The organism is Mesorhizobium sp. B2-2-3, assembly GCF_006442405.1.
In the GTDB taxonomy this organism is placed as follows: domain Bacteria; phylum Pseudomonadota; class Alphaproteobacteria; order Rhizobiales; family Rhizobiaceae; genus Mesorhizobium.
In genome coordinates this window covers 51,083-75,630 of sequence record NZ_VFWC01000001.1, presented here as the reverse complement: position 1 = coordinate 75,630, position 24,548 = coordinate 51,083, and the positions used below count along the sequence as shown (strand labels likewise).

The 24,548-nt window shown below is 63.4% G+C and carries 20 protein-coding genes; 8 read left to right on the top strand and 12 right to left on the bottom strand.

Annotation, left to right across the window (positions count from 1 at the left end):
• Positions 1-63: 63 nt before the first annotated feature.
• From FJ951_RS00335 to FJ951_RS00325, 3 genes are all read left to right on the top strand, one after another.
• The gene (locus FJ951_RS00335) at positions 64-633 is read left to right on the top strand and encodes an NADPH-dependent FMN reductase (protein ID WP_140497272.1); all 570 of its coding nucleotides are present in this window, start codon (positions 64-66) and stop codon (positions 631-633) included.
• 346 nt (positions 634-979) lie between these two features.
• A complete protein-coding gene (gyrB, locus tag FJ951_RS00330; protein ID WP_140512864.1) occupies positions 980-3,451 on the top strand; it encodes a DNA topoisomerase (ATP-hydrolyzing) subunit B in 2,472 nt (823 codons plus the stop codon).
• 227 nt (positions 3,452-3,678) lie between these two features.
• Positions 3,679-4,596 (top strand): hypothetical protein, encoded by a 918-nt coding sequence (locus tag FJ951_RS00325; RefSeq protein WP_140512862.1) that lies wholly within the window; start codon positions 3,679-3,681, stop codon positions 4,594-4,596.
• A gap of 68 nt (positions 4,597-4,664) precedes the next feature.
• On the opposite strand, the gene FJ951_RS00320 is transcribed toward FJ951_RS00325, so the two are convergent.
• From FJ951_RS00320 to FJ951_RS00275, 10 genes are all read right to left on the bottom strand, one after another.
• Positions 4,665-6,065 carry an NAD(P)(+) transhydrogenase (Re/Si-specific) subunit beta gene (locus FJ951_RS00320; RefSeq protein ID WP_140512860.1) on the bottom strand — a complete coding sequence of 467 codons (1,401 nt, stop codon included), beginning with the start codon at positions 6,063-6,065 and terminating at the stop codon, positions 4,665-4,667.
• 1 nt (position 6,066) lies between these two features.
• Entirely contained in the window at positions 6,067-6,492 is a 426-nt protein-coding gene (locus FJ951_RS00315; RefSeq protein ID WP_140512858.1) for an NAD(P) transhydrogenase subunit alpha, read from the bottom strand.
• Complete coding sequence (locus tag FJ951_RS00310; RefSeq protein WP_140512856.1) at positions 6,492-7,820, bottom strand: Re/Si-specific NAD(P)(+) transhydrogenase subunit alpha; 1,329 nt, start codon at positions 7,818-7,820, stop codon at positions 6,492-6,494. Before FJ951_RS00310 ends, FJ951_RS00315 begins: the two co-directional genes overlap by 1 nt.
• 87 nt (positions 7,821-7,907) lie before the next feature.
• Positions 7,908-8,132: an aa3-type cytochrome c oxidase subunit IV gene (locus tag FJ951_RS00305; protein WP_140501115.1), complete on the bottom strand. Its 225-nt coding sequence runs from the start codon at positions 8,130-8,132 to the stop codon at positions 7,908-7,910.
• Positions 8,133-8,345: 213 nt separating this feature from the next.
• A complete protein-coding gene (locus tag FJ951_RS00300) occupies positions 8,346-8,495 on the bottom strand; it encodes a DUF3096 domain-containing protein (protein ID WP_140501117.1) in 150 nt (49 codons plus the stop codon).
• 114 nt (positions 8,496-8,609) lie between these two features.
• Positions 8,610-9,377 (bottom strand): hypothetical protein, encoded by a 768-nt coding sequence (locus FJ951_RS00295; protein WP_140512854.1) that lies wholly within the window; start codon positions 9,375-9,377, stop codon positions 8,610-8,612.
• 340 nt (positions 9,378-9,717) lie between these two features.
• Positions 9,718-12,033, bottom strand: a complete 2,316-nt coding sequence (locus FJ951_RS00290; RefSeq protein ID WP_140501121.1) for an EAL domain-containing protein — start codon at positions 12,031-12,033, stop codon at positions 9,718-9,720.
• Positions 12,034-12,169: 136 nt separating this feature from the next.
• Positions 12,170-15,646 (bottom strand): indolepyruvate ferredoxin oxidoreductase family protein, encoded by a 3,477-nt coding sequence (locus FJ951_RS00285; RefSeq protein WP_140512852.1) that lies wholly within the window; start codon positions 15,644-15,646, stop codon positions 12,170-12,172.
• A gap of 220 nt (positions 15,647-15,866) precedes the next feature.
• On the bottom strand, positions 15,867-16,418 hold the full coding sequence (locus tag FJ951_RS00280; RefSeq protein WP_140512850.1) for a hypothetical protein: 552 nt from the start codon (positions 16,416-16,418) through the stop codon (positions 15,867-15,869).
• Positions 16,393-17,007 (bottom strand): CGNR zinc finger domain-containing protein, encoded by a 615-nt coding sequence (locus FJ951_RS00275; protein WP_140512848.1) that lies wholly within the window; start codon positions 17,005-17,007, stop codon positions 16,393-16,395. The genes FJ951_RS00280 and FJ951_RS00275 overlap by 26 nt, the downstream gene beginning before the upstream one ends.
• 151 nt (positions 17,008-17,158) lie before the next feature.
• Here FJ951_RS00275 and FJ951_RS00270 point away from each other — a divergent pair, with 151 nt between their 5' ends.
• The 4 genes from FJ951_RS00270 (at position 17,159) to FJ951_RS00255 (ending at position 21,781) form a co-directional block, all read left to right on the top strand.
• Complete coding sequence (locus FJ951_RS00270) at positions 17,159-18,064, top strand: branched-chain amino acid ABC transporter permease (protein WP_140512846.1); 906 nt, start codon at positions 17,159-17,161, stop codon at positions 18,062-18,064.
• 291 nt (positions 18,065-18,355) lie between these two features.
• Entirely contained in the window at positions 18,356-18,940 is a 585-nt protein-coding gene (locus tag FJ951_RS00265; protein WP_140501131.1) for a TRAP transporter small permease subunit, read from the top strand.
• Complete coding sequence (locus FJ951_RS00260; protein ID WP_181168458.1) at positions 18,937-20,733, top strand: TRAP transporter large permease subunit; 1,797 nt, start codon at positions 18,937-18,939, stop codon at positions 20,731-20,733. Before FJ951_RS00265 ends, FJ951_RS00260 begins: the two co-directional genes overlap by 4 nt.
• Before the next feature lie 19 nt (positions 20,734-20,752).
• On the top strand, positions 20,753-21,781 hold the full coding sequence (locus FJ951_RS00255; RefSeq protein ID WP_140512844.1) for a zinc-dependent alcohol dehydrogenase family protein: 1,029 nt from the start codon (positions 20,753-20,755) through the stop codon (positions 21,779-21,781).
• A gap of 147 nt (positions 21,782-21,928) precedes the next feature.
• Here the strand turns inward: FJ951_RS00255 and FJ951_RS00250 are convergent, their stop codons facing one another.
• Positions 21,929-23,038 carry a TRAP transporter substrate-binding protein gene (locus FJ951_RS00250; protein ID WP_140501135.1) on the bottom strand — a complete coding sequence of 370 codons (1,110 nt, stop codon included), beginning with the start codon at positions 23,036-23,038 and terminating at the stop codon, positions 21,929-21,931.
• 262 nt (positions 23,039-23,300) lie between these two features.
• Here FJ951_RS00250 and FJ951_RS00245 point away from each other — a divergent pair, with 262 nt between their 5' ends.
• Positions 23,301-24,074 carry a gamma-glutamyl-gamma-aminobutyrate hydrolase family protein gene (locus tag FJ951_RS00245; protein ID WP_140513543.1) on the top strand — a complete coding sequence of 258 codons (774 nt, stop codon included), beginning with the start codon at positions 23,301-23,303 and terminating at the stop codon, positions 24,072-24,074.
• Here the strand turns inward: FJ951_RS00245 and FJ951_RS00240 are convergent, their stop codons facing one another.
• The gene (locus FJ951_RS00240) at positions 24,075-24,479 is read right to left on the bottom strand and encodes a hypothetical protein (RefSeq protein WP_140512842.1); all 405 of its coding nucleotides are present in this window, start codon (positions 24,477-24,479) and stop codon (positions 24,075-24,077) included. It lies immediately after the preceding gene.
• Between the last annotated feature and the right edge of the window lie 69 nt (positions 24,480-24,548).

The window sequence follows — 24,548 nt, the reverse complement described above, 5'->3', positions numbered from 1 at the left end:
CATGACGGCGCTCTGCCGTAGGTCACAGTCACCAACAGATACCGTCAATCGAAGGAGCCCGCCTTGAAGCACCAGTTGAACATCATCATCGGCAGCACCCGCCCGGGCCGGGCCGGGCCGGTTTTCGCTCACTGGCTGGAGCGGTTCGCGCGCGAGCACGGCAAATTCGAACCGGTGCTGACCGACATCGCCGCCTTCGATCTGCCGGTGCTGGACGAGCCGCACCATCCCAGGCTCGGCAACTACCTGAACGATCATACCAAGGCCTGGTCGAAGGCCGTCGATGCCGCCGACGCTTTCGTCTTCGTGGCACCGGAATATAATTACTTCGTCGCACCGGCCATCGTGAACGCGATCGACTATCTCTCGCGCGAATGGAAATACAAGCCCGCCGCCATCTTCAGCTATGGCGGCGTTTCCGGTGGCCTGCGCGCGGCACAGGCGCTCAAGCCGCTGCTGACCTCCGTCGGCGTCATGCCGGTTCCGGAAGGCATCGCGCTGCCGCTGTATCAGAAGCTGCTGGGGACCGACGGCTCCTTCGAAGCGAGCGAGCAGGTGCAGGGCGGGGCAAGAACCATGCTGGAGGAGTTGCTGCGCTGGAGCGAGGCGCTGAAGCCGATGCGCGCCGGCTGATGCAAGCCGGCTCGCCCGCGCCGTAGACAGGCGGAATGTCGGCAAACGACCGAACGGTGGGCGGTTCGGCCTGCGTTTGCCATGCGCTTTGCTGCTGATGCTTTTGATGGCCGCCATCGCGGCAGCCGGCGCCAAGATAGAAGTTCACGATCAAAATTCCTGCGCGACCGGCTGGCTAAGGACAAAGCCTCTCGCCAATAGCTGGCCGACGGTGCGCTTTTCCGCCCGGAAATGCCTGCAAACCTTGGAAAAACCACCTTTAACGCCTATATCTAGGCCATATTGAAAGCGCGATTCGGGGGCGATTTTTCGCGCTCCACCAGCCGCCTCTAGACAACAGGTTTTCATGAGCGACCAGACTGAGAACGCCAACGGCGCCGAAGCCGAATACGGCGCAGATTCCATCAAGGTTTTGAAGGGCTTGGATGCCGTCCGCAAACGGCCCGGCATGTATATCGGCGACACCGATGACGGTTCGGGCCTGCATCACATGGTCTATGAGGTCGTCGACAACGCCATCGACGAGGCACTGGCCGGTCATGCCGATCTCGTCACGGTGACGCTCAATCCCGACGGTTCGGTCACCGTCATCGACAATGGGCGCGGCATTCCCACCGATATCCATCCCAGCGAAGGCATTTCGGCAGCCGAAGTGATCATGACGCAGCTGCATGCCGGCGGCAAGTTCGACCAGAACTCCTACAAAGTGTCCGGCGGCCTGCACGGCGTCGGCGTCTCTGTGGTCAACGCCCTGTCGGCCTGGCTGAAGCTCAAGATCCGCCGCAATGGCAAGATCTTCGAGATGAGCTTCACACACGGCAATGCCGACGCGCCGCTGAGCGTTACCGGCAGCTATGAACAGGACAAGCAGCCCGGCACCTATGAAGGCCGCAGCGGCAGCGAGATCACCTTCTTTCCGTCGTCCGAGACCTTCACGATGGTCGAATTCGATTTCGGCACGCTGGAGCATCGGCTGCGCGAGCTTGCGTTCCTGAATTCGGGCGTGCGCATCGTGCTGACCGACGCCCGCCACGCCGACGTCGTGCGGCATGAGCTGCACTATGATGGCGGCCTGGAGGAATTCGTCAAATATCTCGACCGGGTCAAGAAACCGCTGATCGACAAACCAATCGCCATCAGGGCCGAGCGCGACGGCATCACCGTCGAAGTGGCCATGTGGTGGAACGACAGCTACCACGAGAATGTGCTGGCCTTCACCAACAACATCCCGCAGCGCGACGGCGGCACCCATCTCGCCGGTTTTCGCGGCGCCCTGACGCGTCAGATCACCGGCTATGGCGATTCCTCGGGCCTGACCAAGAAGGAAAAGGTCTCGCTGATCGGCGACGATTGCCGCGAGGGGCTGACGGCAGTGCTGTCGGTCAAGGTTCCCGACCCAAAATTCTCCTCGCAGACCAAGGACAAGCTGGTCTCCTCGGAAGTCCGGCCCGTGGTCGAAGGGCTGGTCAACGAGGCGCTCGGCACCTGGCTCGAAGAACATCCGAGCGAAGGCAAGGTCGTGGTCGAGAAGGTGATCCAAGCCGCGGCGGCGCGCGAGGCCGCGCGCAAGGCGCGCGACATCACCCGCAAGACCTCGCTGGGCGTCACCTCGCTGCCCGGCAAGCTTGCCGACTGCCAGGAACGCGATCCGGCGAAGTCTGAGATCTTCATCGTCGAGGGCGATTCGGCCGGCGGCTCCGCCAAGGGCGGCCGCTCGCGCCAGAACCAGGCCATCCTGCCGCTGCGCGGCAAGATTCTCAATGTCGAGCGCGCCCGCTTCGACCGCATGCTCAGTTCCGACATGATCGGCACGCTGATCACCGCGCTCGGCACGTCGATCGGCAAGGACGAATTCAACGCCGACAAGCTGCGCTACCACAAGATCATCCTGATGACCGACGCCGATGTCGACGGCGCGCATATCAGGACGTTGCTGCTCACCTTCTTCTTCCGGCAGATGCCGGAATTGATCGAACGCGGCCATCTCTATATCGCCCAGCCGCCGCTTTATAAGGTGACGCGAGGCAAGAGCTCGCAATACATCAAGAACGAAAGCGCGTTCGAGGAATTCCTGATCGGCTCGGGACTGGAAGAAGCCTCGCTCACGCTCGGCTCCGGCGAGGTTCGCGCCGGACAGGACCTGCGGGCGGCGATCGACGATGCGCTCGCCGTGCGCCAGCTCATCAACGGCCTGCACACGCGCTACAACAGAGGCGTCGTGGAGCAGGCGGCGATCGCCGGCGGGCTCAATGCCGACGTCGTCGCCGATCTTGGCCGCGCCAATGCGATGGCGGAGCGGATCGCGCAACGTCTCGACATCATTGCCGAGGACACCGAGCGCGGCTGGACCGGCCGGATGTCGACTTCGAATGAGGGTATCGGCGGTTATGTGTTCGAACGCACGGTGCGCAGCGTCAAGGAATACGCCCATCTCGATATGGCGTTGATCAATTCAGCCGATGCGCGACAGCTCGACCGCTACGCGCAGCGGCTCAGCGACGTCTATGGAGCGCCGCCCGTGCTGCGCCGCAAGGATGTCTCGGAACCCATCTCGGGACCGTTGGCACTGCTCAACGCGGTGTTCGCGACCGGCCGCAAGGGCCTGACCATGCAGCGCTACAAGGGCCTGGGCGAGATGAACGCCGAGCAGCTTTGGGAAACCACGCTCGATCCGAACGTGCGTTCGCTGCTGCAGGTCAAGGTAAACGACGCCACCGACGCCGACAGCCTGTTCTCGCGGCTGATGGGCGACGAGGTCGAGCCGCGGCGCGAGTTCATCCAGGACAACGCGCTGTCGGTGGCCAATCTGGACATTTAATCCGGAGTCATCCCGGGACCATTGGCGCGCGTCGGTCGCGCCAGTGTTTCCGTTGCGAGATTCATTCGAACCGCCGGAACGGAAGCTTCTTTCCAGCATTGTGACAGTATCGATCACAATTCCTGGCGAAGGAGGCTCCCATGGGACGCGGCATCTTGCTCTGGTTACTCGGGGTTCCAATCCCGATCATCCTTCTCATCATGCTTTTCGCGCGATAGGGGGCTGTCATGCAGTCCACCCTGTCGATCACGGATGATCCCGGCGCGGTGGAATCGTCCGCCACCGCTATCAGCTGGGGTCCGATCATCGCCGGTGCCTTCGCCGCCTCGACATTGACCTTCATCCTGATGCTGCTCGGCTCCGGCCTGGGGTTGAGCATGGTCTCGCCATGGTCGGGCTCAAGCGCCTCTATCACCAGCTTCGCGGTTTCGACCGCGGTCTGGCTGATCGTCGTGCAATGGCTGTCATCCGGCCTCGGTGGCTATCTTGCCGGCCGGCTGCGCACCAAATGGGTGGGCGTGCGTACCGACGAGGTTTATTTCCGGGATACGGCTCATGGCTTCCTGGCATGGGCGCTGGCGACGCTGCTGGTCGTCGGCGTACTCGGCTCGGCGCTGTCGGCGGCTGTGGGTTCCGGCGTCCAGGCTGTATCCAGCGTGGCCGCCGGCGCCGCCCAGGGCGCTTCGGCCGGTGCATCGGCCAATGCAGGCGGGGCATCGACGGACAATGCCACATCCTATCTGGTGGACTCGTTGTTCAGGCCGGCGGACGCGGCGAGACTGGCGGCAGCCAATCCGCAAAACGACGCGGCGGCGGCGGCGCAGGCATCGCGCATCCTGGTCGCCAGCGCTGCGGCTGGCGAGGTTTCGCCCGAGGACAAGACATACCTGTCGCAGCTGGTCGCGGCACGCACCGGCCTGTCGGAAGCAGACGCCAAGACGCGTGTCGATACGCTGCTGGCAAAGGCGCAGGACGCCAAGGCCAAGGCCCAGCAGGCGGCCGATACCGCCAGGAAGGCGAGCGCCACATTTGCGCTCCTCGGCGCCCTGTCGCTGGTCATCGGCGCCTTCATCGCCAGCGCCGCGGCCGCCCTCGGCGGCAGGCAGCGCGACGACGAGGAGGCTGTGTTCCTGACCAGCCGTTGAACATCGTCTGAAATCCGCATGAAGAAGCCCGGCGAGCCGGGCTTCTTCATGCGGACGATGTGACCGGGTCAGTGATCCATGGCCTTGACGATTTCCTCGGTCATCTTCTTGGCGTCGCCGAGCAGCATCATGGTGCCGTCCTTGTAGAACAGCGTGTTGTCGATGCCGGCATAGCCGGAGCCGAGCGAGCGCTTGACGAACAGGCAGGTGCGCGCCTTGTCGACGTCGAGGATCGGCATACCGTAAATAGGTGAGGACTTGTCATCCCGCGCGGACGGGTTGGTGACGTCGTTGGCGCCGATGACATAGGCGACGTCGGCCTGCGCGAATTCGGAATTGATGTCCTCGAGCTCGAACACTTCGTCGTAAGGCACGTTGGCTTCGGCCAAGAGCACGTTCATGTGGCCCGGCATGCGGCCGGCCACGGGGTGGATGGCGTATTTGACGTCGACGCCATTGGCCTTGAGCTTGTCGGCCATCTCGCGCAGCGCATGCTGCGCCTGGGCGACGGCCATGCCGTAGCCCGGCACGATGATGACCTTCTGCGCGTTCATCATCAGATAGGCCGCATCGTCGGCCGAGCCCTGCTTGACCGTGCGCTCGATCCCATCATCAGCGCCCGCGGCCGCAGTCTCACCACCGAAGCCGCCGAGGATGACGGAGATGAAGGAGCGGTTCATGCCCTTGCACATGATGTAGGACAGGATGGCGCCCGACGAGCCGACCAGGGCGCCGGTGATGATCAGCGCCAGATTGCCGAGCGTGAAGCCGAGTGCGGCCGCCGCCCAGCCCGAATAGGAATTGAGCATCGACACCACGACCGGCATGTCGGCGCCGCCGATGGGGATGATGAGCAGCACGCCCAGCACCAGCGATGCGGCAACGATGAGCCAGAAGACGAGCTTCGATTCGGTGGTGACCAAAAGCACGATCAGCACGACCAAGGCGATGCCAAGCGCGATGTTGATGAAATGGCGGCCGCCGATCATGATCGGCTTGCCCGACATGCGCCCGTCAAGCTTCAGGAAGGCGATGACCGAGCCGGTGAAGGTGATGGCGCCGATGGCCACACCCAGGCTCATTTCGACCAGCGCCTGGGCGTGGATGTCGCCCGCCGTGCCGATGCCGAAGCTTTCCGGCGCATAGATGGCGGCGGCCGCCACCATGACGGCGGCAAGGCCGACGAGCGAATGGAAGGCGGCGACCAGTTGCGGCATCGAGGTCATGGCGATGCGCCTGGCCGTGACGGCGCCGACGCCGCCGCCAATGGCAAGGCCGAGCACGATCAGGCCGAAGCGTCCGGCCGATGGCGTGGCCAGCGCCAGCGTGGTGGCGATGGCGATGCCCATGCCGATCATGCCGTAGAGATTGCCTTGCCGGCTGGTGGTCGGGTGCGACAGGCCGCGCAGCGCCAGGATGAACAGAATGCCGGAGACCAGATATAGGAAGGAGGCGAGATTGACGGTCACGTCACTTGTCCTTCTTCTTGTACATTGCCAGCATGCGCTGGGTGACGAGGAAGCCGCCGAAGATGTTGACCGACACCAGCATCAGCGCGACGAAGCCGAAGCCCGCGGCGACGCCCGAGGCGGCAATGCCGACGGCAAGCAGCGCGCCGACGACGATGACCGAGGAGATGGCGTTGGTGACGGCCATCAGCGGCGTGTGCAGCGCAGGCGTCACCGACCAGACGACGTAATAGCCGACGAAGATCGCCAGCACGAAGATGGCCAGGCGGAAGACGAAGGGATCGATGGCGCCGCCCGACAGCGCGTGTGCGGCGTCGCCGGCCGCCTCAGCGCCTCCGGGAGCATTTGCCAGGTTCTGCACCGCCAGCCGGACGGCAGCACTTGCCTGGTCGAGTTGGTCGAGGGCTTTCTGCAAGGTCTGGTCCATCACGCGGTCCCTTTCGGCTTGGGCGAGGGCGACTTTGGCGAGGGCGACTTTGGCAGCGAGGGCTTGGATGCGGCGGCTTGCTTGGACGCGGCTTTCCTAGGCGCGGCTTGCTTGGGCGCCGAAGCATCGGCGACCATTGTGCTGGCCGGTATCGCGGGCGGTTCGATATATTGGCCCTTTGGCGGCTGCTGGTCGGCCTTGGCGAAGGCCGGATGGACGATCTTGCCGCCGTCGGTCAGCATGGTCGCCTTGACCAGGTCGTCGTCGCGGTTGATGGCAAGCGTCTTCGTCGCCTTGTCGACCAGGGTCTCGAGGAAAGCAAAAAGGTTCCTGGCGTAGAGCAGCGAAGCGGAGGCCGCGACGCGGCCCGGCACGTTGAGATGGCCGACGATCTTGACGCCGTTGGCCGTCGTCACAATCTTGCCCGCCTCGGCGCCCTCGACATTGCCGCCGCGCTCCACAGCAAGATCGACGATCACCGAACCGGGCTTCATCGAGGCGACCATGTCAGCCGACACCAGCCTCGGCGCCGGGCGGCCGGGGATCAGCGCCGTGGTGATGACGATGTCCTGCTTGGCGATGTGCTCGGCGGTCAGCGCCGCCTGCTTGGCCTGGTACTCCTTGGACATCTCCTTGGCGTAGCCGCCGGCGGTCTCGGCCGCCTTGAACTCCTCGTCCTCGACGGCGAGGAACTTTGCGCCAAGCGAGGCGACCTGTTCCTTGGCGGCGGGGCGAACGTCGGTCGCGGTGACGACTGCGCCGAGCCGGCGCGCTGTGGCGATCGCCTGCAGGCCGGCAACGCCGACGCCCATGATGAACACCTTGGCGGCAGGAACAGTGCCGGCCGCCGTCATCATCATCGGCAGCGCCCGGTCATATTCGGCAGCGCCGTCGATCACCGCCTGGTAGCCGGCAAGGTTAGCCTGCGAGGACAAGACGTCCATCGACTGGGCGCGCGTGATGCGCGGCATGAATTCCATCGCAAAGGCCGTCACCCCGGCCTTGGCCAGTGCCGCGACGGCGGCATCGTTGCCATACGGATCCATGATAGCGATGACCGCAGCGCCTGACTTGTAGCTTTTCAGCTCCGCATCAGTCGGCCGGCGCACCTTCAGCACCACGTCGGTCTTAGCCACATCGCCGGCCTTGCCGATTGAAGCGCCCGCCTTGGCGAACTCCTCATCGGGAATGCGCGATCGCGTGCCGGCACCGGCCTCCACAACCACTTCAAGACCCAGGCCGGCCAGCCGTTTCACCGTATCGGGCGAAGCCGCGACGCGCGGCTCGTTCGCATCGAGCTCACGAGGGATGAAAACCGTCTGTCCCACCGCATGATCCTTTCGGCTGGAACCTGTTTGCGCAAAATGTCGGCCGGGGGATCCGGCGACGTCAAAGGCAATGGGGTTTTGGAAAGACTATCGCAGAATGAAGGCGCCGACGGCCATGATCAGGACGAACAGGATAGTCGCCGAGAAGAAGCCGCCCGCGAAGAAACCGAAAGCCATCGCCAGAAGTATGGCGCCGCAGAAGAGTGATCCGTATTTGGCCAGCATGAGGAAGCCCGCATAGGTGCGGTCGTGCTCGGCATAGTCCATCTTCGCGCCCAGTTCGACAGGACCGGTCGGCGTGTGCTCAGCCATAGGAATACCCCTTCGAAGACATCTTTCAGGCACATAGCGAAAAGCCGCGCCGAGAGCAATGGCGCTATTGCCGCATCGCAGCCTACAACTGCCTCAAGGGAAATTTGAAGCAAAGCGCCCCTGCGTTCGGCAGAATCGCCGAACCGCTCCGGCTGCTTGTTTTCGCGCAATCCCGGACGAAGCCGGCTGGCGCGTCAACCGCGCTGTCCGTCTTTAGCCGGCGAGGTGCGGAAACAATCCAAGCAGGCCGGCTATGATCAGGTAGAGCGCGACGATGTAGTTCAGCAGCCGTGGCATGACCAGGATCAGCACCCCGGCGATCAGCGAGATAAGCGGCGTGAGCGCGAGCTGGGAAATATGCATGTCGGGGTCCTTTTGGCAGATACGTCGAAATGGAGACGCGGAGCGTCAACGCGCCGCCGTCATCAAAACGCGGATCTGGCCGGAAAGCTCCGGAGCTTTGCAAAATCAGGGGCCTCAGGCGGCCTCACGATAATATTTCGCCGTCGGCACGATAGACAAGGGCGTCAGCCGATTGATGGCCGGATTGGCGAACATCAACCGCTGTTCCATGGGCGTCGACCTGAAGAATGGGAAACGTTCGAGCGTCAGGCGCATATTTTCGCCGGCGGGGATTTCGAACAGGGCGATCCGGGTAAGAACGCCCGGAAACTCCTTAGCCTCGGTCCTCTGCACGGCATTGAAGTAACGAGAATAAAAATTGGAATGCTCGACCTTGACCGGCGTCAGCACAGAGTTCTGGCCAAAATAGAGCGAGGCCACCATGGCAAGCCTGAGTGTCAGAAACGGCAGCACTCCGGGTGCCGGCGCGGCATCAGGATCGGTTGCGAAGCGGGTTCCGTCGATGAAGGTTTCTCCGCGGGCAAGCCGCTCGATCAGCATTTCCGGATAGGCATCAACGGAGGGCGAATTCGGGTGCTCGATGGAAATGTAATGGAAGCGGATTGTGCTCACCAATTCGCCGTAGCAATAGACACCGAATCGGTAGGAATTGGGTAGATTGTCCCAGCGATCCTCGAACATGCCGCTGGCGAGCGGGCCGCACATGCCGGAGCGCAGATAGGACTTATAGCGAAGCCGGTAAATCGCTTCCAAATCCTCGCCCCCGGTAATGAGGCGATAATCGACATGCTCAAGCAGTTGCATCATCGATCGATTCAGCACCGAATCCCCGGCTGTGCTTACCCCGCCAGACGCATTCCTTGTAGCTGTTGCAGCATCCATCGTCTGTCCTCGAATTCGACCTAGGATAGGCTATTCGAGTTGAAATGAGACACAAGCCGAAATTTAGATCTTGTTGATTTACATTCCGTTAACCTTAATGGCCGGGAGCCGCTTGAGAATATCTTACTGAGCAATCGTCCGAGCGATTGCCACTGAGAGGATGTGGATCATGCCTCCGATACATCTGCGTAGTGAGGAAGACCTTTCAGCAGCATTGCGCAAAGGCAAAATCACGGCGGAACCGTATCCTCTCATCGAACGATTGAGTTCGACATCAAAGAGCATCGTGCGACTCGCAACGCGCGGGGAATCCAATCGAGCGAAGTCGAAAATTACGGCGCTAACGGACCGTCCGTTTACCGGTGCGACGCAGGTCAGCGGCGAATGGCCAGGTGACATTCGACATCGTCTCGATACCCGACGCACTGAGCGCGGCACCGAACAGGAAGCCTTGCACGAGATCCGGTTTCACTTGCAAGGCCAGGATCTTGAGCTGCTCAAAGGTCTCGACGCCTTCGACAGTCACCGAAAGTCCAAGCGGCCGCGACAGATTGACAATGCCCTTCAGCAGCTCCAGCGAACGCTTGCTCTGGGTGACGTCCATCAGGAAGGAGCGATCGATCTTGATCTTGTCGAGCGGCAGCTTGTGCAGATAGCTCAGGCTCGAATAGCCGGTCCCGAAATCGTCAAGTGCGATGCGCACACCGATCTGCTTCAGTTCCTCGATATATTGACGTGTCAGCGACTTGTCATCGAGCAGCGCAGTTTCGGTGACCTCGATCTCCAGCCGGCCGGCGGCAAGGCCGGAGCTGACCAGAGCGTCGCGAACCTTCTGGATGACGTCCCGGTTGCGGAAATCCTTGGCGGAGAGATTGACCGAGACGCTGGTGTGGTCCGGCCATTTGGCGCATTCGGTGCAGGCTGCCTGCAGCACGAAGGTGCTAATCTCGGAAATGATGCCCATTTCCTCCGCCAGCGGAATGAAGATGCCGGGCGAAATCGGCCCGAGGTCGGGATGGTCCCATCGGCACAGCGCCTCGCAGCTGGCGATGCGCATCGTGCTCATCGCCACGATCGGCTGGTAGACGACGCGCAGGGCCTTGCCTTCCACCGCGCTGCGCAGATCCGCCTTCATCAGCTGGCGGTTGCGGAACGCAGCGTCCATGGCGGCCTCGAACAGCCGCCAGCCGTTCTTGCCGAGCTCCTTGGCCTTATAGAGCGCCAGGTCCGCCTTGACGATCATGGCATCGACGTCGGTATCCCTGACCCGTGACAGCACGGCGCCGGCGCTGGCCTGGATGCGCAGCCCGTGGCCGGCGACGTCCACCTCCCCTTGCAACGCTGCAAAGATCTCGTCGATCTGAAGGGTCAGATGGCTCTCATCCTCTATGCGGTCGAAGAAAACCATGAATTCGTCGCCGCCGAAGCGGCTGACGGTGATGCCTTGTCCCGCAACGGCGGCAAGACGCTCGGCCACCGCGTAGATCAATCCATCGCCGATCGGATGCCCGAGCGTGTCGTTGACGCTCTTGAAATCGTCGAGGTCGAGCACGGCAAGGCCGCAGAGGCGGTCACGGTCGCCTGACGCCATCGCCTCGCCGATCAGTTCGTGGAAATAGGCGCGATTGGGCAGGCCGGTGAGATTGTCATAGCGCGCCATGAAGCGGATCTTGTCTTCCGCCTCGACGCGCGCCGTCACGTCCTCGAAGGTGATGACCCCGAGTTCCTGGCTGCCTTCGCGGGCGGAGAATTCGTAGTGCTGGCCATTGGCGAGCGAAACCAGGACCTTACGGTCGCGGCCCTCGCGCAATGCACGCGTCAGCTGGGCTTCGATGTAGCGGCAGTCCTTTGGGGCCAGCATGCCGCCCACGACGCCGCGCATCAAGAGACCATGGATTGACCGCCCAAGCAGCGCATCGGCCGATTTGAGCGACATCAGATGCGCGGCCTCGGCATTGGCGACCGCCACCCGACCGTCCGGGCCAAGCATGACGAGACCATGCGACATGGTATTGAGCGCGCGATCGAATCTGAGCGCGAGCTTCCTCGCTTCCTTGTGGCCGATGACGGCCGAGAAAAGCACATCGCGGACGTGGTCGGCGCTGTTGATCGTGACGAAAGTCAACGGGATGATCATCAGCCCGAGAATGACCGAAGGCACATCCATGCGCAGCAAAAGTGCAAGTGCTGCCGGACCAATGAAGGTCACGGAAAAAACCCGCACCATAATGGGAGAGCCGTAGTTCCGGCCAACAACCGTCACCAAGGTCGCGATGGCCAGCGACGTCGCGGCCAGTTCGGCAAAGGGATCGGGATAGACATAGATCGATATGAAGCACAGTGCGCCCAACGTGAGGCCCTGCACGCTGCCCTTGAGGATGTAGTTGCGCTCCCACCGATGCGCCTCCTGGACGTCGGCTATTACACCGCCTGCCTTCCGGAAGGCGCGAATGCCGAAATAGCGGTAAAGGCAGATGGACAGCAGAACAAAAGAGAAAGCCAGGAACAACGGATTGTTCGTGCGCAAGTAGATCATTAGTCCGAGGATCCAGTAGCACACGCCACCGATCACCAGCATGTGGGCGTTGTCGAACAACGACCGCACAAACTGGATATAAACATCCGCTGGGATGTTTTCGGTCTTTGTTCTGCCCATGTCGTCGGCCCAACGCTAGGCCTCGTCATCTCACATCCGCCTTAAGAAAGGCTTAGAACAGCGGTTTTGGGCGGCTTGCCGAAGGCGCGCAAAGCAGGACAGACTGGGAGAATTGGGCTTTAGGTAAACAAGGCCATCACTCGGCGGCCTGGAGTTCCACCCTCGCTGACGTGCCGGACAGGCGCTCGAGCAGTCTTTGGCGCTCGCCGGCCGCCTTTTGAGCGCTGGCTTGCCGAACATGGCCGTAACCGCGGATGAGTGCCGGCACCGAGACGAGGGCCGTGGCGGCCTCGATGGTGTCCGGCGCCAGCGAGTTGGCGACGCGTTGCAGGTCGGCCTCATATTGCGCCAGCAATTGCCGCTCCATGCGCCGCTCGGCGGTGTAGCCGAACAGGTCGAATGCTGTCCCGCGCAGGCCCTTCAGCGCCGCCAGCATGCGGAACCCTTTCATCATCCAGGGACCAAAGCTCGATTTCCTCGGTTTGCCGTCATTGCCGCGACGGCCCAGGATCGGCGGCGCCAGGTGGAATTCGAGTTTTTCGTAACTCTGGAACTGCTTGCCGAGTTCGGCGGCGAAGGAGCCGTCGGTATAGAGCCGCGCCACCTCGTATTCGTCCTTGATCGCCATCAGCTTGAACAGGTTCCTGGCCGCCGCTTCCGTCACGGCGCTCGAACCGGGCGCGGCCTTGGCTTCGGCTGCGCGCAGGGCAGCGATCCTGCCGGCGTAGCGCTTGCCATAGGCGGCGTTCTGATAGGCGGAAAGGAAAGCGATCCGGCGGGCAATGATTTCGTCCAGCGTCTGGGCAATCGTGGCGGGTTGGCCGTCCTTGCCCGGCTGGACGAGGCCACGCACGAAATCCGGCTGATGCGCGGCGCGGCGGCCCCAGCGGAAGGCGGCGATGTTCATCCCCACCGCCTCGCCGTTCAATTCGATCGCCTTTTCGACGGCTTGCGCCGACAGCGGCAGACCGCCATGCTGGAAGGCGAAGCCGAGCATGAACATGTTGGCGCCCAGCGAATTGCCGAACAGGGCGGTGGCTGTGCGGGTGGCGTCGAAGAAATGCGCCTTGTCGTCGCCGGCAGCAGTGCGGATCGCCTTCTTCAAGCGTTCGATGGGCAGCGAGAAATCGGCCGAGCGGGCAAACTCGCCCGGCATGATCTCGGCAGTGTTGGCGAGGAAGATGGTGTGGCCCTCGCGCACCGCGGCCAGCACCTTCTTGGCGCCCGACACGACGAGATCGCAGCCGAGCACGAGATCGGCTTTGCCGGCCGAGACACGGATGGCATGGATGTCATCGGGCGTGCGGGCGATGCGGACATGGGTGAACACCGAACCGCCCTTCTGGGCAAGCCCGGCCATGTCGATCATGCCGCAGCCCTTGCCTTCGAGATGAGCCGCCATGCCGAGCACGGCGCCGACGGTGACGACGCCGGTGCCGCCGACGCCGTCGATGATCGCCGCCCAGCCCTGTTCGCCGAGCGGGAATTCGGCGGCTGCTGGAACGCCGTCGAGCGGATCGGTCTTGCCGGCGATGCCTTCGGCCTTGCGGATCTTGGCGCCATGCACCGTGACGAAGGACGGGCAGAAGCCATTGACGCAGGAAAAATCCTTGTTGCAGCTCGACTGGTCGATCCGGCGCTTGCGGCCGAACTCGGTCTCCACCGGCTGGATGGAGACGCAGTTCGATTGGACGCCGCAGTCGCCGCAGCCCTCGCAGACCAGTTCGTTGATGAAGACCCGCTTGTCGGGATCGGGAAAGGTTCCGCGCTTGCGACGGCGGCGCTTTTCGGCGGCACAGGTCTGGTCGTAGAGCAGGATCGAAACCCCGCTGACGCCGCGCAGCTCGCGCTGGACGAGGTCGAGATCGTCGCGGTGATGGATGGTGGCGCCGGCCGGGAACTCGACCTTGCCGGCATATTTGTCGGGTTCGTCGGTGACGACGGCGATGCGCTCGATCCCTTCGGCTCGCACCTGCCTGGCGATCATGTCCACCGTCAGGCCGCCTTCATGCGGCTGGCCGCCGGTCATGGCCACCGCGTCGTTATAGAGTATCTTGTAGGTGATGTTGGCGCCCGACGACAGCGCGAAGCGGATCGCCAGCGTGCCGGAGTGGTTGTAGGTGCCGTCGCCGAGATTCTGGAAAATGTGGTCGCGCTTGGAAAAGGGCGCCTGGCCGACCCACTGCGCCCCCTCGCCACCCATGGCGGTGAAGCCGACAGTATTCCTGTCCATCCACAGTGCCATGAAATGGCAGCCGATGCCGGCCGCGGCGATCGAGCCATCCGGCACCTTGGTCGAGGAATTGTGTGGGCAGCCGGAGCAGAAGAAGGGCGTGCGGGAGCCGATGTCCGACGCGTCTGCGAGCATGGCCTGGAACTGGCGCAGCTTCGCCACCCGCGCTGAAATCTCTTCCGACGGACCGATGGTTTTCACGATCCTTTCGCCAAGGGCAATGGCGATTTCGTTGGGGTCGAGCGCGCCCTTGGCCGGAAACAGCCAGTCGCCGCGCTCGTTCTTCTTGCCGACGATGACGGGCTGCGTGGCGGTGCCGTAGAGGCTCTCGCGAAGCTGCACCTCGATCAGCGAACGCTTCTCCTCGACGACGACGATGGTGTCGAGGCCGCGCGCGAACTCGGCAATGTGCTGGAAATCGAGCGGCCAGGGGCAACCGACTTTGAACAGCCGCACGCCGATGCGGCCGGCGGCCGCCTCGTCGATGCCGATATCCTCGAGCGCCTGGCGGACGTCGAGATAGCTTTTGCCGATGGTGATGATGCCGATCCTGGGATTGCGGCCGCCCGAATAGACGACGCGGTTCAGCCCGTTGGCATGGATGAAGGCCGACGCGGCGGCGCGCTTGTACTCATGCAGCCGCTCCTCCTGGCCGAGCATGTCGATCTCGTGGCGGATGTTGAGGCCGCCGGGCGGCATGTCGAACTCGGGATTAACGATGTTCAGACGCTCGATCGAGGCATCGACCGAGGCCGTCGATTCGATGTTGTCCTTGACGCATTTGATGGCCGCCCATGTGCCGGCGAAGCGCGACATGGCAAAACCGTAGAGCCCGTAATCGATTATCTCCTGGACACCGGCCGGGTTGAGGATCGGCACCATGGCGTCGACGAACAGGAATTCGGTGGCATGCGCGTTGGTCGAGGATTCGGCCATGTGGTCGTCGCCCATCAAAGCGAGCGCACCGCCATGTTTCGACGAGCCGGCCAGATTGGCGTGGCGGAAGACGTCGCCGGAGCGGTCGACCCCCGGACCCTTGCCGTACCAAACCGAAAAAACGCCGTCATGGGTGCCTTCGCCCAGCAGTTCCGTCTGCTGCGATCCCCAGCAGGCGGTAGCGGCGAGTTCCTCGTTAAGGCCGGGCTGGAAGACGATGTCGGCCTGGGCGAGCTGTTTTTTTGCCTTCCACAGCTGCATGTCGAGGCCGCCCAGCGGCGAACCGCGATAGCCGGAGACGAAGCCGGCCGTGTTCAGGCCCGCGCGGCGGTCGCGCTCGCGCTGCATCAGCAGCATGCGGATGACCGCCTGGGCGCCGGACAGGAAGATGCGTTCCTTCCCCAGGTCGAACTTGTCGTCGAGCGCGACGTCGTGCAGCGTCATCAGGCATTTCCTCTGCGGAGGCCGCGCGGGGGCAGGCAGCCAGCGTCGGGATCGGATGACGCATCCTTTCTCCCCTTGCAAGACAGGTCAAACGAAATCGGACGTGCCAGGCAACGCGCAACGAACGATCCGCCGTCATCCCTTGCCCGGTATGAAATCGCCCCGCGAGCAATGTCCGGCGTACGAAAATTTCGCTTGCTTTTCGGCTTGGCGGCGAGCGTCAGGTGCCCTTGGAGCAGTCGGGCTTCGGCTCGCCCGGCAGCTTGCCGTCGGGGTGGCCGACGAGATCGGGATTGGCGGTGTAGAGCTGGTCAATGACGAGCGGCCGGTCGGGCAGGATGGACTGGTCTTCGGTGGACATCAGCGTGGTGTCGATCTTCTGCAGGACCGCGCCGTCGGAGCCCTTGATAGCGATGGCGATCGTATAAGGCTTGTTCTTGACGACGCAGGTCAAAGCCGGGCTCTCCAGCGTCACCTTGTCGAGCTTGGGCCAGACCTTCTGCTCGACCACCAACGGCGCGCCGCCGGCCGGATCCTGGAAGCTGGCGACCGCGACCTGGCCCTCTCCCATCGGCCGCAGGGGCCGCAGCGTCACGACATAGGTCGCCCTGGCAAGACGATAGTTGAAGACGAATATCTTGCCCGAAATCTCGAACAACTTGCCTTCACCGTCCTTGGCGGTGTCGCGGCAGGCGCCGAGCGCCATCGCCGCGATCAGCGCTATGCCGAGCAGGGCTGAACGAGAGCTAATCCTGGACATTGTTGACCTCATTGGCCGCCCTGCGGCGGCGATAGTGGCGGCTTGCCTTCTGGCGGTTGCCGCAGACCGCCATGTCGCACCACAGGCGGCTGGAATTGCGGCTGCGGTCGACGAACAGCCAGGAGCAATTGGGGCAGATCCTGAGCCTGGCGACCGTGTCCTCGCGCAGAAGCGACAGGGCGGAAACCGCCAGTGCCGCTTCGAATGCGATCGGCGTTGCCGGATCGCCGAACGGCTTTCCGGGCGTTGCGATCTCGGTCCGGCTGCCGGCAAGACCGCCGGCGCAGGCCCCCAGCAAGCCTGAGAGATGATCGGTAGCGACCGTGCCTTTCGACACCGCGTGGCGAAACAACCGGTCCGTCGCCTCGCGGATCGCCAGCACGACAGGCGCGATTGCAGCCGGCGCGGAGACCGCCAGCCGCCTGCCGCCAAGCTCGGCGGCGCGAAAGCCGCTCGCCGCGTCCGCGAAGCGGGCGATCTCGCGCGGATCGTCAAAACGGTCGAAGGTCCTCTCGGGATCGGCACGCAGCACGACGGTGTTCGCCGTGTCGAGCGCGAGCAGGCCGCCGGTGAAGCGGTGCGGGGTCCAGGATACCGTCATGTCCGAAATCTAACCGATAAATGGCATTTGACAAGTTAGATTCGACGATGCAAGTCTGCCCTGAAGCGGGTATTGCCGCTCTCTGTCTGGAGCGTATCGTCGTCCCAAAACCGCTATGCGCTTTGGGCGACATGCCCCCGAGGATTTTCGCATGCTGTATCTGTTCCAGCAGGTCCTGAACGGGCTGCATTCAGGCGCACTCTATGCGCTGCTGGCGTTCGGCTATGTGCTGACCAACGGCATCCTGCACCGCACCAACCTGGCCTATGGCGCGCTGTTCGCCTTTTGCGGACAGACGATGATCCTGACCGCCGCCTTCGGCTACCAGGTGCTGTGGCTGACGCTGACGGCGGCGGTGGTGCTCGGCATCGCAGCGGCTTTCCTCTACGCCGCGCTTATCAGCTGCGTCCTGTCGCGCAGCGTCTTCGAACCGCTGGCCGACCGCTCGCCCAACGCGATCGTGGTGACCACGCTTGGCATCCTGCTGGTTTTGTCGGAAGCAGGCCGCATCGCCGCCGACACGCATGATTTGTGGCTGCCGCCTATGCTGGCGCAACCTGTCGTTTTCGCGCAGAATGCCGGCTTCAAGGCGACATTGACGCTGATCCAGCTGCTCGATTGCGCCGTGGTGCTGGGGGCGGTGGCGCTTGCGGCTTGGGGCTTTGCCCATTCGAATTTCGGCCGGCGCTGGCGCGCCGTCTCCGACGATCCCAAGGCGGCCGCCATGTGCGGCGTCGATGTGCGCGCCGTGTTCCGCCACGCAGTGCTGTTCGGCGGTTTCTGCGCCGCGCTGGCCGGCGTCATGGCCGGCCTCTATTACGGCAATGTCAGTTTCGGTTCCGGCCTCGTCTACGGGCTGAAGATCCTGTTCGTGACGGCGGTCGGCGGCTATCTCTCACCGCCGCGGGCGGCCCTGGGCGCTGCCGCCTTCGGCATGGCCGAGTCGCTGTGGGCCGGCTATTTCCCGGTGGAATGGCGCGACGCATGGATGTACCTGTTCCTCGTCGCCATGCTGGTGCTGATCGGCGCTGGCCGCGACCAGACCAAGATCGCGTGATCCGCATCAGACTTTGGTTGCATGACGCCTGCCACCGATAAGCCTGTTTCGGCAACGAAACGACCGCCTTAACGCTTTGATTTTGCCCACGAACCCTGCCGGAAGCCGGTTCCGGTTTTCCGAGCCCTGCGCCGCAGCCCTGCGCTTCGTCGGCTTCCTCGTCTCACAACCGCGTTGACAGCGCCGCTCCTGTGTTGACCCGTCCTGCCACGCACGGCATACGGTTAGGCCACAGCGGCGCGGCGTAAAACAACGGGGAGCCGTCGCGCCTCGGACAAAAGGGAGGAATGCATGGCAGGGCTTCTCGCTCTATCCAGGACGATCGACCGTGTGAACGAGTTCATCGGCAAATGGATATCGTGGTTGATCCTGCTGGCAATCCTAGTGAGCGCCGCTAACGCGACCATCCGCAAGGTGTTCGACACCTCGTCGAATGCGTGGCTGGAGCTGCAATGGTACCTGTTCGGCGCCGCCTTCATGCTGGCGGCGGCCTACACGCTGAAGCAGAACGACCATATCCGCATCGACATCGTCTATGGCCTGTTCCCGCGCCGCGTGCAGCACTGGATCGACCTTTTCGGCCATGTCTTTTTCCTGATGCCGTTCGTGACGCTGATGGTGATCTATTTCGTCCCGTATGTGTCGCTGTCGTTCCGCAGCGGCGAAATGTCGAACAATTCCGGCGGGCTGATCATCTGGCCGGCAAAGGCGATCCTGCTGGTCGGCTTCTTCCTGCTAGCGCTGCAGGGCATCTCCGAGATCATCAAGAAGATCGCCATCATGCGCGGCGACATGGACGACCCGACCCCGTTCATATCGGCGCATGAGCAGGCGGAACTCGAAGCCAAGGCACTGGCCGACGAGGTGCGCTCGTGATCGAGTTCATCGCCCAGAACATGGCGCCGATCATGTTCGCCTCGCTGGTCCTCTTCCTGCTGATCGGCTATCCCGTCGCCTTCTCGCTCGCCGCCAACGGACTTTTGTTCTTCTTCATCGGCGTGCTGGTCTCACCCTATTCGGGCGGCTCGATCAATCTCGCCTGGCCGCTGCTGCATGCGTTGCCGGACAATTTCTACGGCAGCCGGGTGATGTCGAACGACACGCTGCTGGCGATCCCTTTCTTCACCTTCATGGGCATCGTGCTCGAGCGATCGGGGATGGCGGAAGACCTGCTCGATACGATCGGCCAGCTGTTCGGGCCGATCCGCGGCGGCCTTGCCTATGCCGTGATCTTCGTCGGCGCGCTGCTGGCCGCGACGACCGGCGTGGTGGCGGCATCGGTCATCGCCATGGGGCTGATCTCGCTGCCGATCATGCTGCGCTACGGCTATGACCGCCGGCTGGCGTCCGGCGTCATCGCCGCGTCCGGAACGCTCGCCCAGATCATCCCGCCGTCGTTGGTGCTGATCGTGCTCGCCGACCAGCTCGGCCGCTCGGTCGGCGACATGTATGCGGGCGCGCTGATCCCCGGCATCGTGCTGACCAGCCTCTACATGCTCTACATCCTGATCATGACGATCGTCCGGCCGAATTCGATGCCGGCGCTGCCGCTGGAAGCACGCACGCTCGGCCATGGCGTCGTGTCGCTGCTGGTGGCGTTGCTGGCGACGGTGGCGATCTCCTACGCGGCCTACCGCTATCTCGCACCGACCCATGGCGACAATGCCGACATCCTCGGCGCCAGCATCGGAGTGGCCGTGATCTATATCGTTGCGATCGCCGATCAGCGCCTGAAAATCAACATGATGTCGCGGCTGGCGCAGCAGGTCGTGATCGTGCTGATCCCGCCATTGGCGTTGATCTTCCTGGTGCTGGGCACCATTTTCCTTGGCATCGCCACTCCAACCGAGGGCGGCGCCATGGGCGCTGTCGGCGCGCTGGCGATGGCGGCGATCAAAGGCCGGCTGTCGCTCGACGTGGTCAGGCAGGCGCTCGCTTCGACGACAAGGCTGTCGTCCTTCGTGCTGTTCATCCTGATCGGCGCGCGCGTCTTCTCCCTCACCTTCTACGGCGTCAACGGCCACATCTGGGTCGAGCATCTCTTGACCTCGCTGCCGGGCGGCGAGGTCGGCTTCCTGATCGGCGTCAACATCCTGGTCTTCGTGCTTGCCTTCTTCCTCGATTTCTTCGAACTGGCCTTCATCATCGTGCCGTTGCTGGCACCGGCCGCCGACAAGCTCGGCATCGACCTGATCTGGTTCGGCGTGCTTCTGGGCGTCAACATGCAGACCAGCTTCATGCATCCACCCTTCGGCTTCGCGCTGTTCTACCTGCGCTCGGTCGCCGCCCGGGTGCCCTATCTCGACCGCTTGACCGGCAAGCAGATCGCGCCGGTGACCACGGGCCAGATCTATTGGGGCGCCGTGCCGTTCGTCTGCATCCAGGTGATCATGATCGGGCTCACCATCGCCTTCCCGCAAATGGTGATGCACTACAAGGGCACAGCGGTCGATTCCGGCACGATCGACTATACGGTGCCGGAGGTGCCGGGACTGACGCCGCTCGGCACGCCGCCGGCCGGGAGCGGAACCGCACCCGCCACTCGCGCCCCGCCGCCCGCCGCGCCTGCCGCGCCCGACCTGTCGCAACCGCCGAACTTCGGCGACACGGCGCCCGCCAAACCGGCGGCACCACAGCCGGATCTGTCGCAGCCGCCGAATTTCAACTGATGCCGGAGGTCGCAAAACCATGAAAGCGGTACGGCTGGAAGCGGTTGGCAGCATCACGCTGCGCGAGGTCGCCGAGCCGGTTCCCGGGCCTGACGATCTGCTGGTGCGCATCGAGGCCTGCGGCGTCTGCGGCACGGACCGGCATCTCTTCCACGGCGAGTTTCCCTGCCGGCCGCCGGTAACGCCCGGACATGAGTTCTCCGGCATCGTCGAGGCAATGGGACATTCCGTGAGCGGCTTCTCGATCGGCGACCGCGTCACCGGCGATCCCAACATCGCCTGCGGACGCTGCCGCCATTGCCATGCCGGCCGCATCAATTTGTGCAGCAATCTCAATGCCATCGGCATCCATCGCGACGGCGGCTTCGCCGACTACGTCGTGTTGCCGCAGAAACAGGCCTTCATCCTGCCCGCGGACTTGAAGCCGACGCACGGCGCCTTCTGCGAGCCTCTCGGCTGCTGCCTGCATGGCGTGGATCTGGCCGAGATCAAGCCCGGCTCCTCGGTCGCCATACTTGGCGGCGGCGTGATCGGCCTGCTCACAGTGCAACTGGCAAGGCTTGCAGGGGCGACGACCATCATCCTGTCGACGCGACAGGCATCACGGCGCGCACTGGCCGAGGAGCTCGGCGCGACGGCAACGGTCGACGCAAGCGCCGCCGACGTCATCGATGCCATCTCCGGGCCAGCGGGACTGGTGCCCGGCGGTGTCGACGTGGTGCTCGAATGTGCCGGTGTCCAGGAAACGGTCGAGCAGTCGCTGCGGCTGGCGAGGGCCGGCGGTACGGTCGTCATTGTCGGCGTGGTGCCGCAAGGCATGAAGGCGGCGTTCGAGCCCTTCGATCTTCTGTTTCGCGAGTTGAAGGTCCTCGGCTCCTTCCTCAACCCCTACACGCACCGCCGCGCCGCCGAGCTGATCGCTTCGGGCGCGATCGAGATCGACCGGCTGATCTCCAGGCAGGTGCCGCTGGAAGAGGCCGCCGCGGTAATCGCCAACCCGCCTGCCGCCGGCGAGGTCAAGGTGGTGGTGGTGCCGGACCGAGGCTGAGTGCCGCTGTCGCTTCGAACCCGTTCGACCCCCGGCGCTGCGGCGCAAGTTTCGACGCCTTCGACTATCGATGTTTCCAGCACCGACGCCCAACGAATAAACCCCGGACTACCGAGTCCGGGGTCTTCGAAAGGAGGCAGAAAAACCTTACAGCTTGCCGTTGCGCTGCTGGACCATCATGAAGGTGTCGTAATTGTACTCGGCCACCTGCGCCCAGAGATAGTGCTCCTTACGGAATCCCTTGATCGAGTCCCAGATCTTCTTAAACGGCGCGTTCGAGGCTTCCATTTCGGCGTAGACCTCATTGGCCTTCTCGAAGCAGGCGGACATGATCTCCTGGCTGAACGGACGCAGTTTGGCGCCGCCGGCCACCAGCCGCTTCACCGCCGCAGGATTGAGATAGTCGTATTTCTGCAGCATGTTGGCATCGGCGGCTTGCGCGGCGGTATGCAGCAGCGACTTGTAAGTCGGCGAAAGTTCTTCGTATTTCGCCTTGTTGAACATCAGGTGGACGGTCGGGCCGCCTTCCCACCAGCCTGGATAGTAGTAGTAGGGCGCAACCTTATAGAAGCCGAGCTTCTCGTCGTCATAGGGGCCGACCCATTCGGCTGCGTCAATGGTGCCCTTTTCGAGCGCCGGGTAGATGTCGCCGCCGGCGATCTGCTGCGGCACGACGCCGAGCTTCTGCACAACCTTGCCGGCGAAGCCGCCGATGCGCATCTTGAGGCCGGAAAGGTCGGCCACCGTGTTGATCTCCTTGCGGAACCAGCCGCCCATCTGCACGCCGGTATTGCCGCCAGGCAGGCCGAACAAGCCTTGCGTGGCGAGAAATTCGTTGAACAGGTCGATGCCGCCGCCATGATAGTGCCAGGCATTCATGCCGCGCGCGTTGAGCGAGAACGGAACCGCCGCGCCCAGCGCCCAGGTCGGATCCTTGCCCCAGTAATAATATGCCACCGTGTGGCAGGCCTCGACCGTGCCGGCGGTCGTGGCGTCGGCCGCCTGAAGGCCGGGCACCAGTTCGCCAGCGGCGAAGACTTGGATCTGGAAATTGCCGTCGGTGGCTTCCGAAAGCATCTTTGAGAAGACCTCGGCGCCGCCATAGATCGTGTCGAGCGATTTGGGAAAGGACGACGCCAGCCGCCAGGTCACCTTTGGATTGGACTGGGCTATGGCCGGCGCGGCGAGCGTGGCGGCGGCCGCAGCGGCGCCAACGCCGGTCGTCCCGGCCTTGCGGATGAATGAACGACGATCCATGAAGTCCTCCCTTTTGGATCAACAAACCGACGTGCGGCGCATGCTCGATGTCCCGCACGGCTGGGCGAAACAATACACGGGCAAGGAGTCGAGTCCAGCGTGGCGGCCTGATTTGACGGCGTGTGCGCAGGGCCTTGCAACTATAGTCTAACGGGCCGTTTGGTGGCCCATCCGACGGACCGAAACTTGTCATGGAAAAATGTGCTGGGATCGCCTATTTTGAAGGCAGGATTCCCCGGCCCAGATGGAAAACAAAGCCAAAATGCAGCAGCCGCTCGTCGCCATATCGACCGACGTCCGTCAATTCGACAACTACACCTGGCATGCCGCCCCACAGCAATATCTGGAGGCGGCGATCGCCGGCGCCGGCGTGTTTCCGGTGCTGGTGCCCTCGTTCGGCGATCGGCTCGATTTCGATGAGCTGCTGTCGTCGGTCGACGGCGTCATGCTGACCGGCTCGAAATCCAATGTCGACCCCTCGCTCTATGGCGGCGATGCCAGCGAGGCGAACGGCCCCTATGACCCGGCACGCGACGCCACCACCTTGCCGCTGATTCGCAAAGCGATCGAGCGTGGCGTGCCGCTGCTTGCCATCTGCCGCGGCATCCAGGAGATGAACGTGGCGCTGGGCGGCACGCTGGGCACTGAAATCCAGGAGCGTGAAGGCTCGCTCGACCACCGCGCGCCGGTGAGCGACAATCAGGACGAACGTTTCGCGATTCACCAGACCGTTTCGATCAAGGCGGGCAGTTGCCTGGCCAGTGTGTTTGGGGCCGGCGACATGAAGGTCAACTCTTTGCACCGCCAGGCAATCGGCCGGCTTGGTTCGAAGCTGCAGATCGAAGCCGTGGCCGACGACGGCACCGTCGAGGCGGTCTCTGTAAAGGATGCCCGCGCTTTCGCGGTCGGTGTCCAGTGGCATCCCGAATACTGGGTCAAGTCGGATAGTAACTCGGCCAAGATCTTCCGGGCCTTCGGCGACGCGGTTCGCCTGCATGCGGCTGCCAAGGCCGGCGCCCGCGCGGCGGCGGAGTAATCAGTCGTCGGTGCTCGGGTCCCCGGCGGCCGCCAGCGACAGCAGCGGCAGTGCAGGAGCGTAGGATTCGAATCCGTCGCCATCGGCGACCGCGAAGGTGACGATCGGATCGACGCCGTTGACGCTGAAGGCGACCGTGCCGTCCTCCTGCTCGCGCCAGAATTTCGCCCGCTCGATGCCTGGCATGAGTCGGCTACAGTTCGGAGCCACCGTCAAAAGCGACAGGCCGTCCGAGACGGTGGCGCCGCGTTTGATTGCGCAAACCCCCTCATCACCATTGGCGACCAGCCTGTAGGTGTCGGGCGGCGTGGCCTCTTCAGCGACGCTTTCGCCAGTGCCGCCATGAAACAGCTGAACGCCGCCAAACAGGGCGGCGGCTCCGATCAGTACGGAAAGCGTTTTCATGGTGATCCTCATCCATGCGTACGGACAGGATGAAGAATGATTTCAAAGGGTTAAGCTGACGTTAATAAA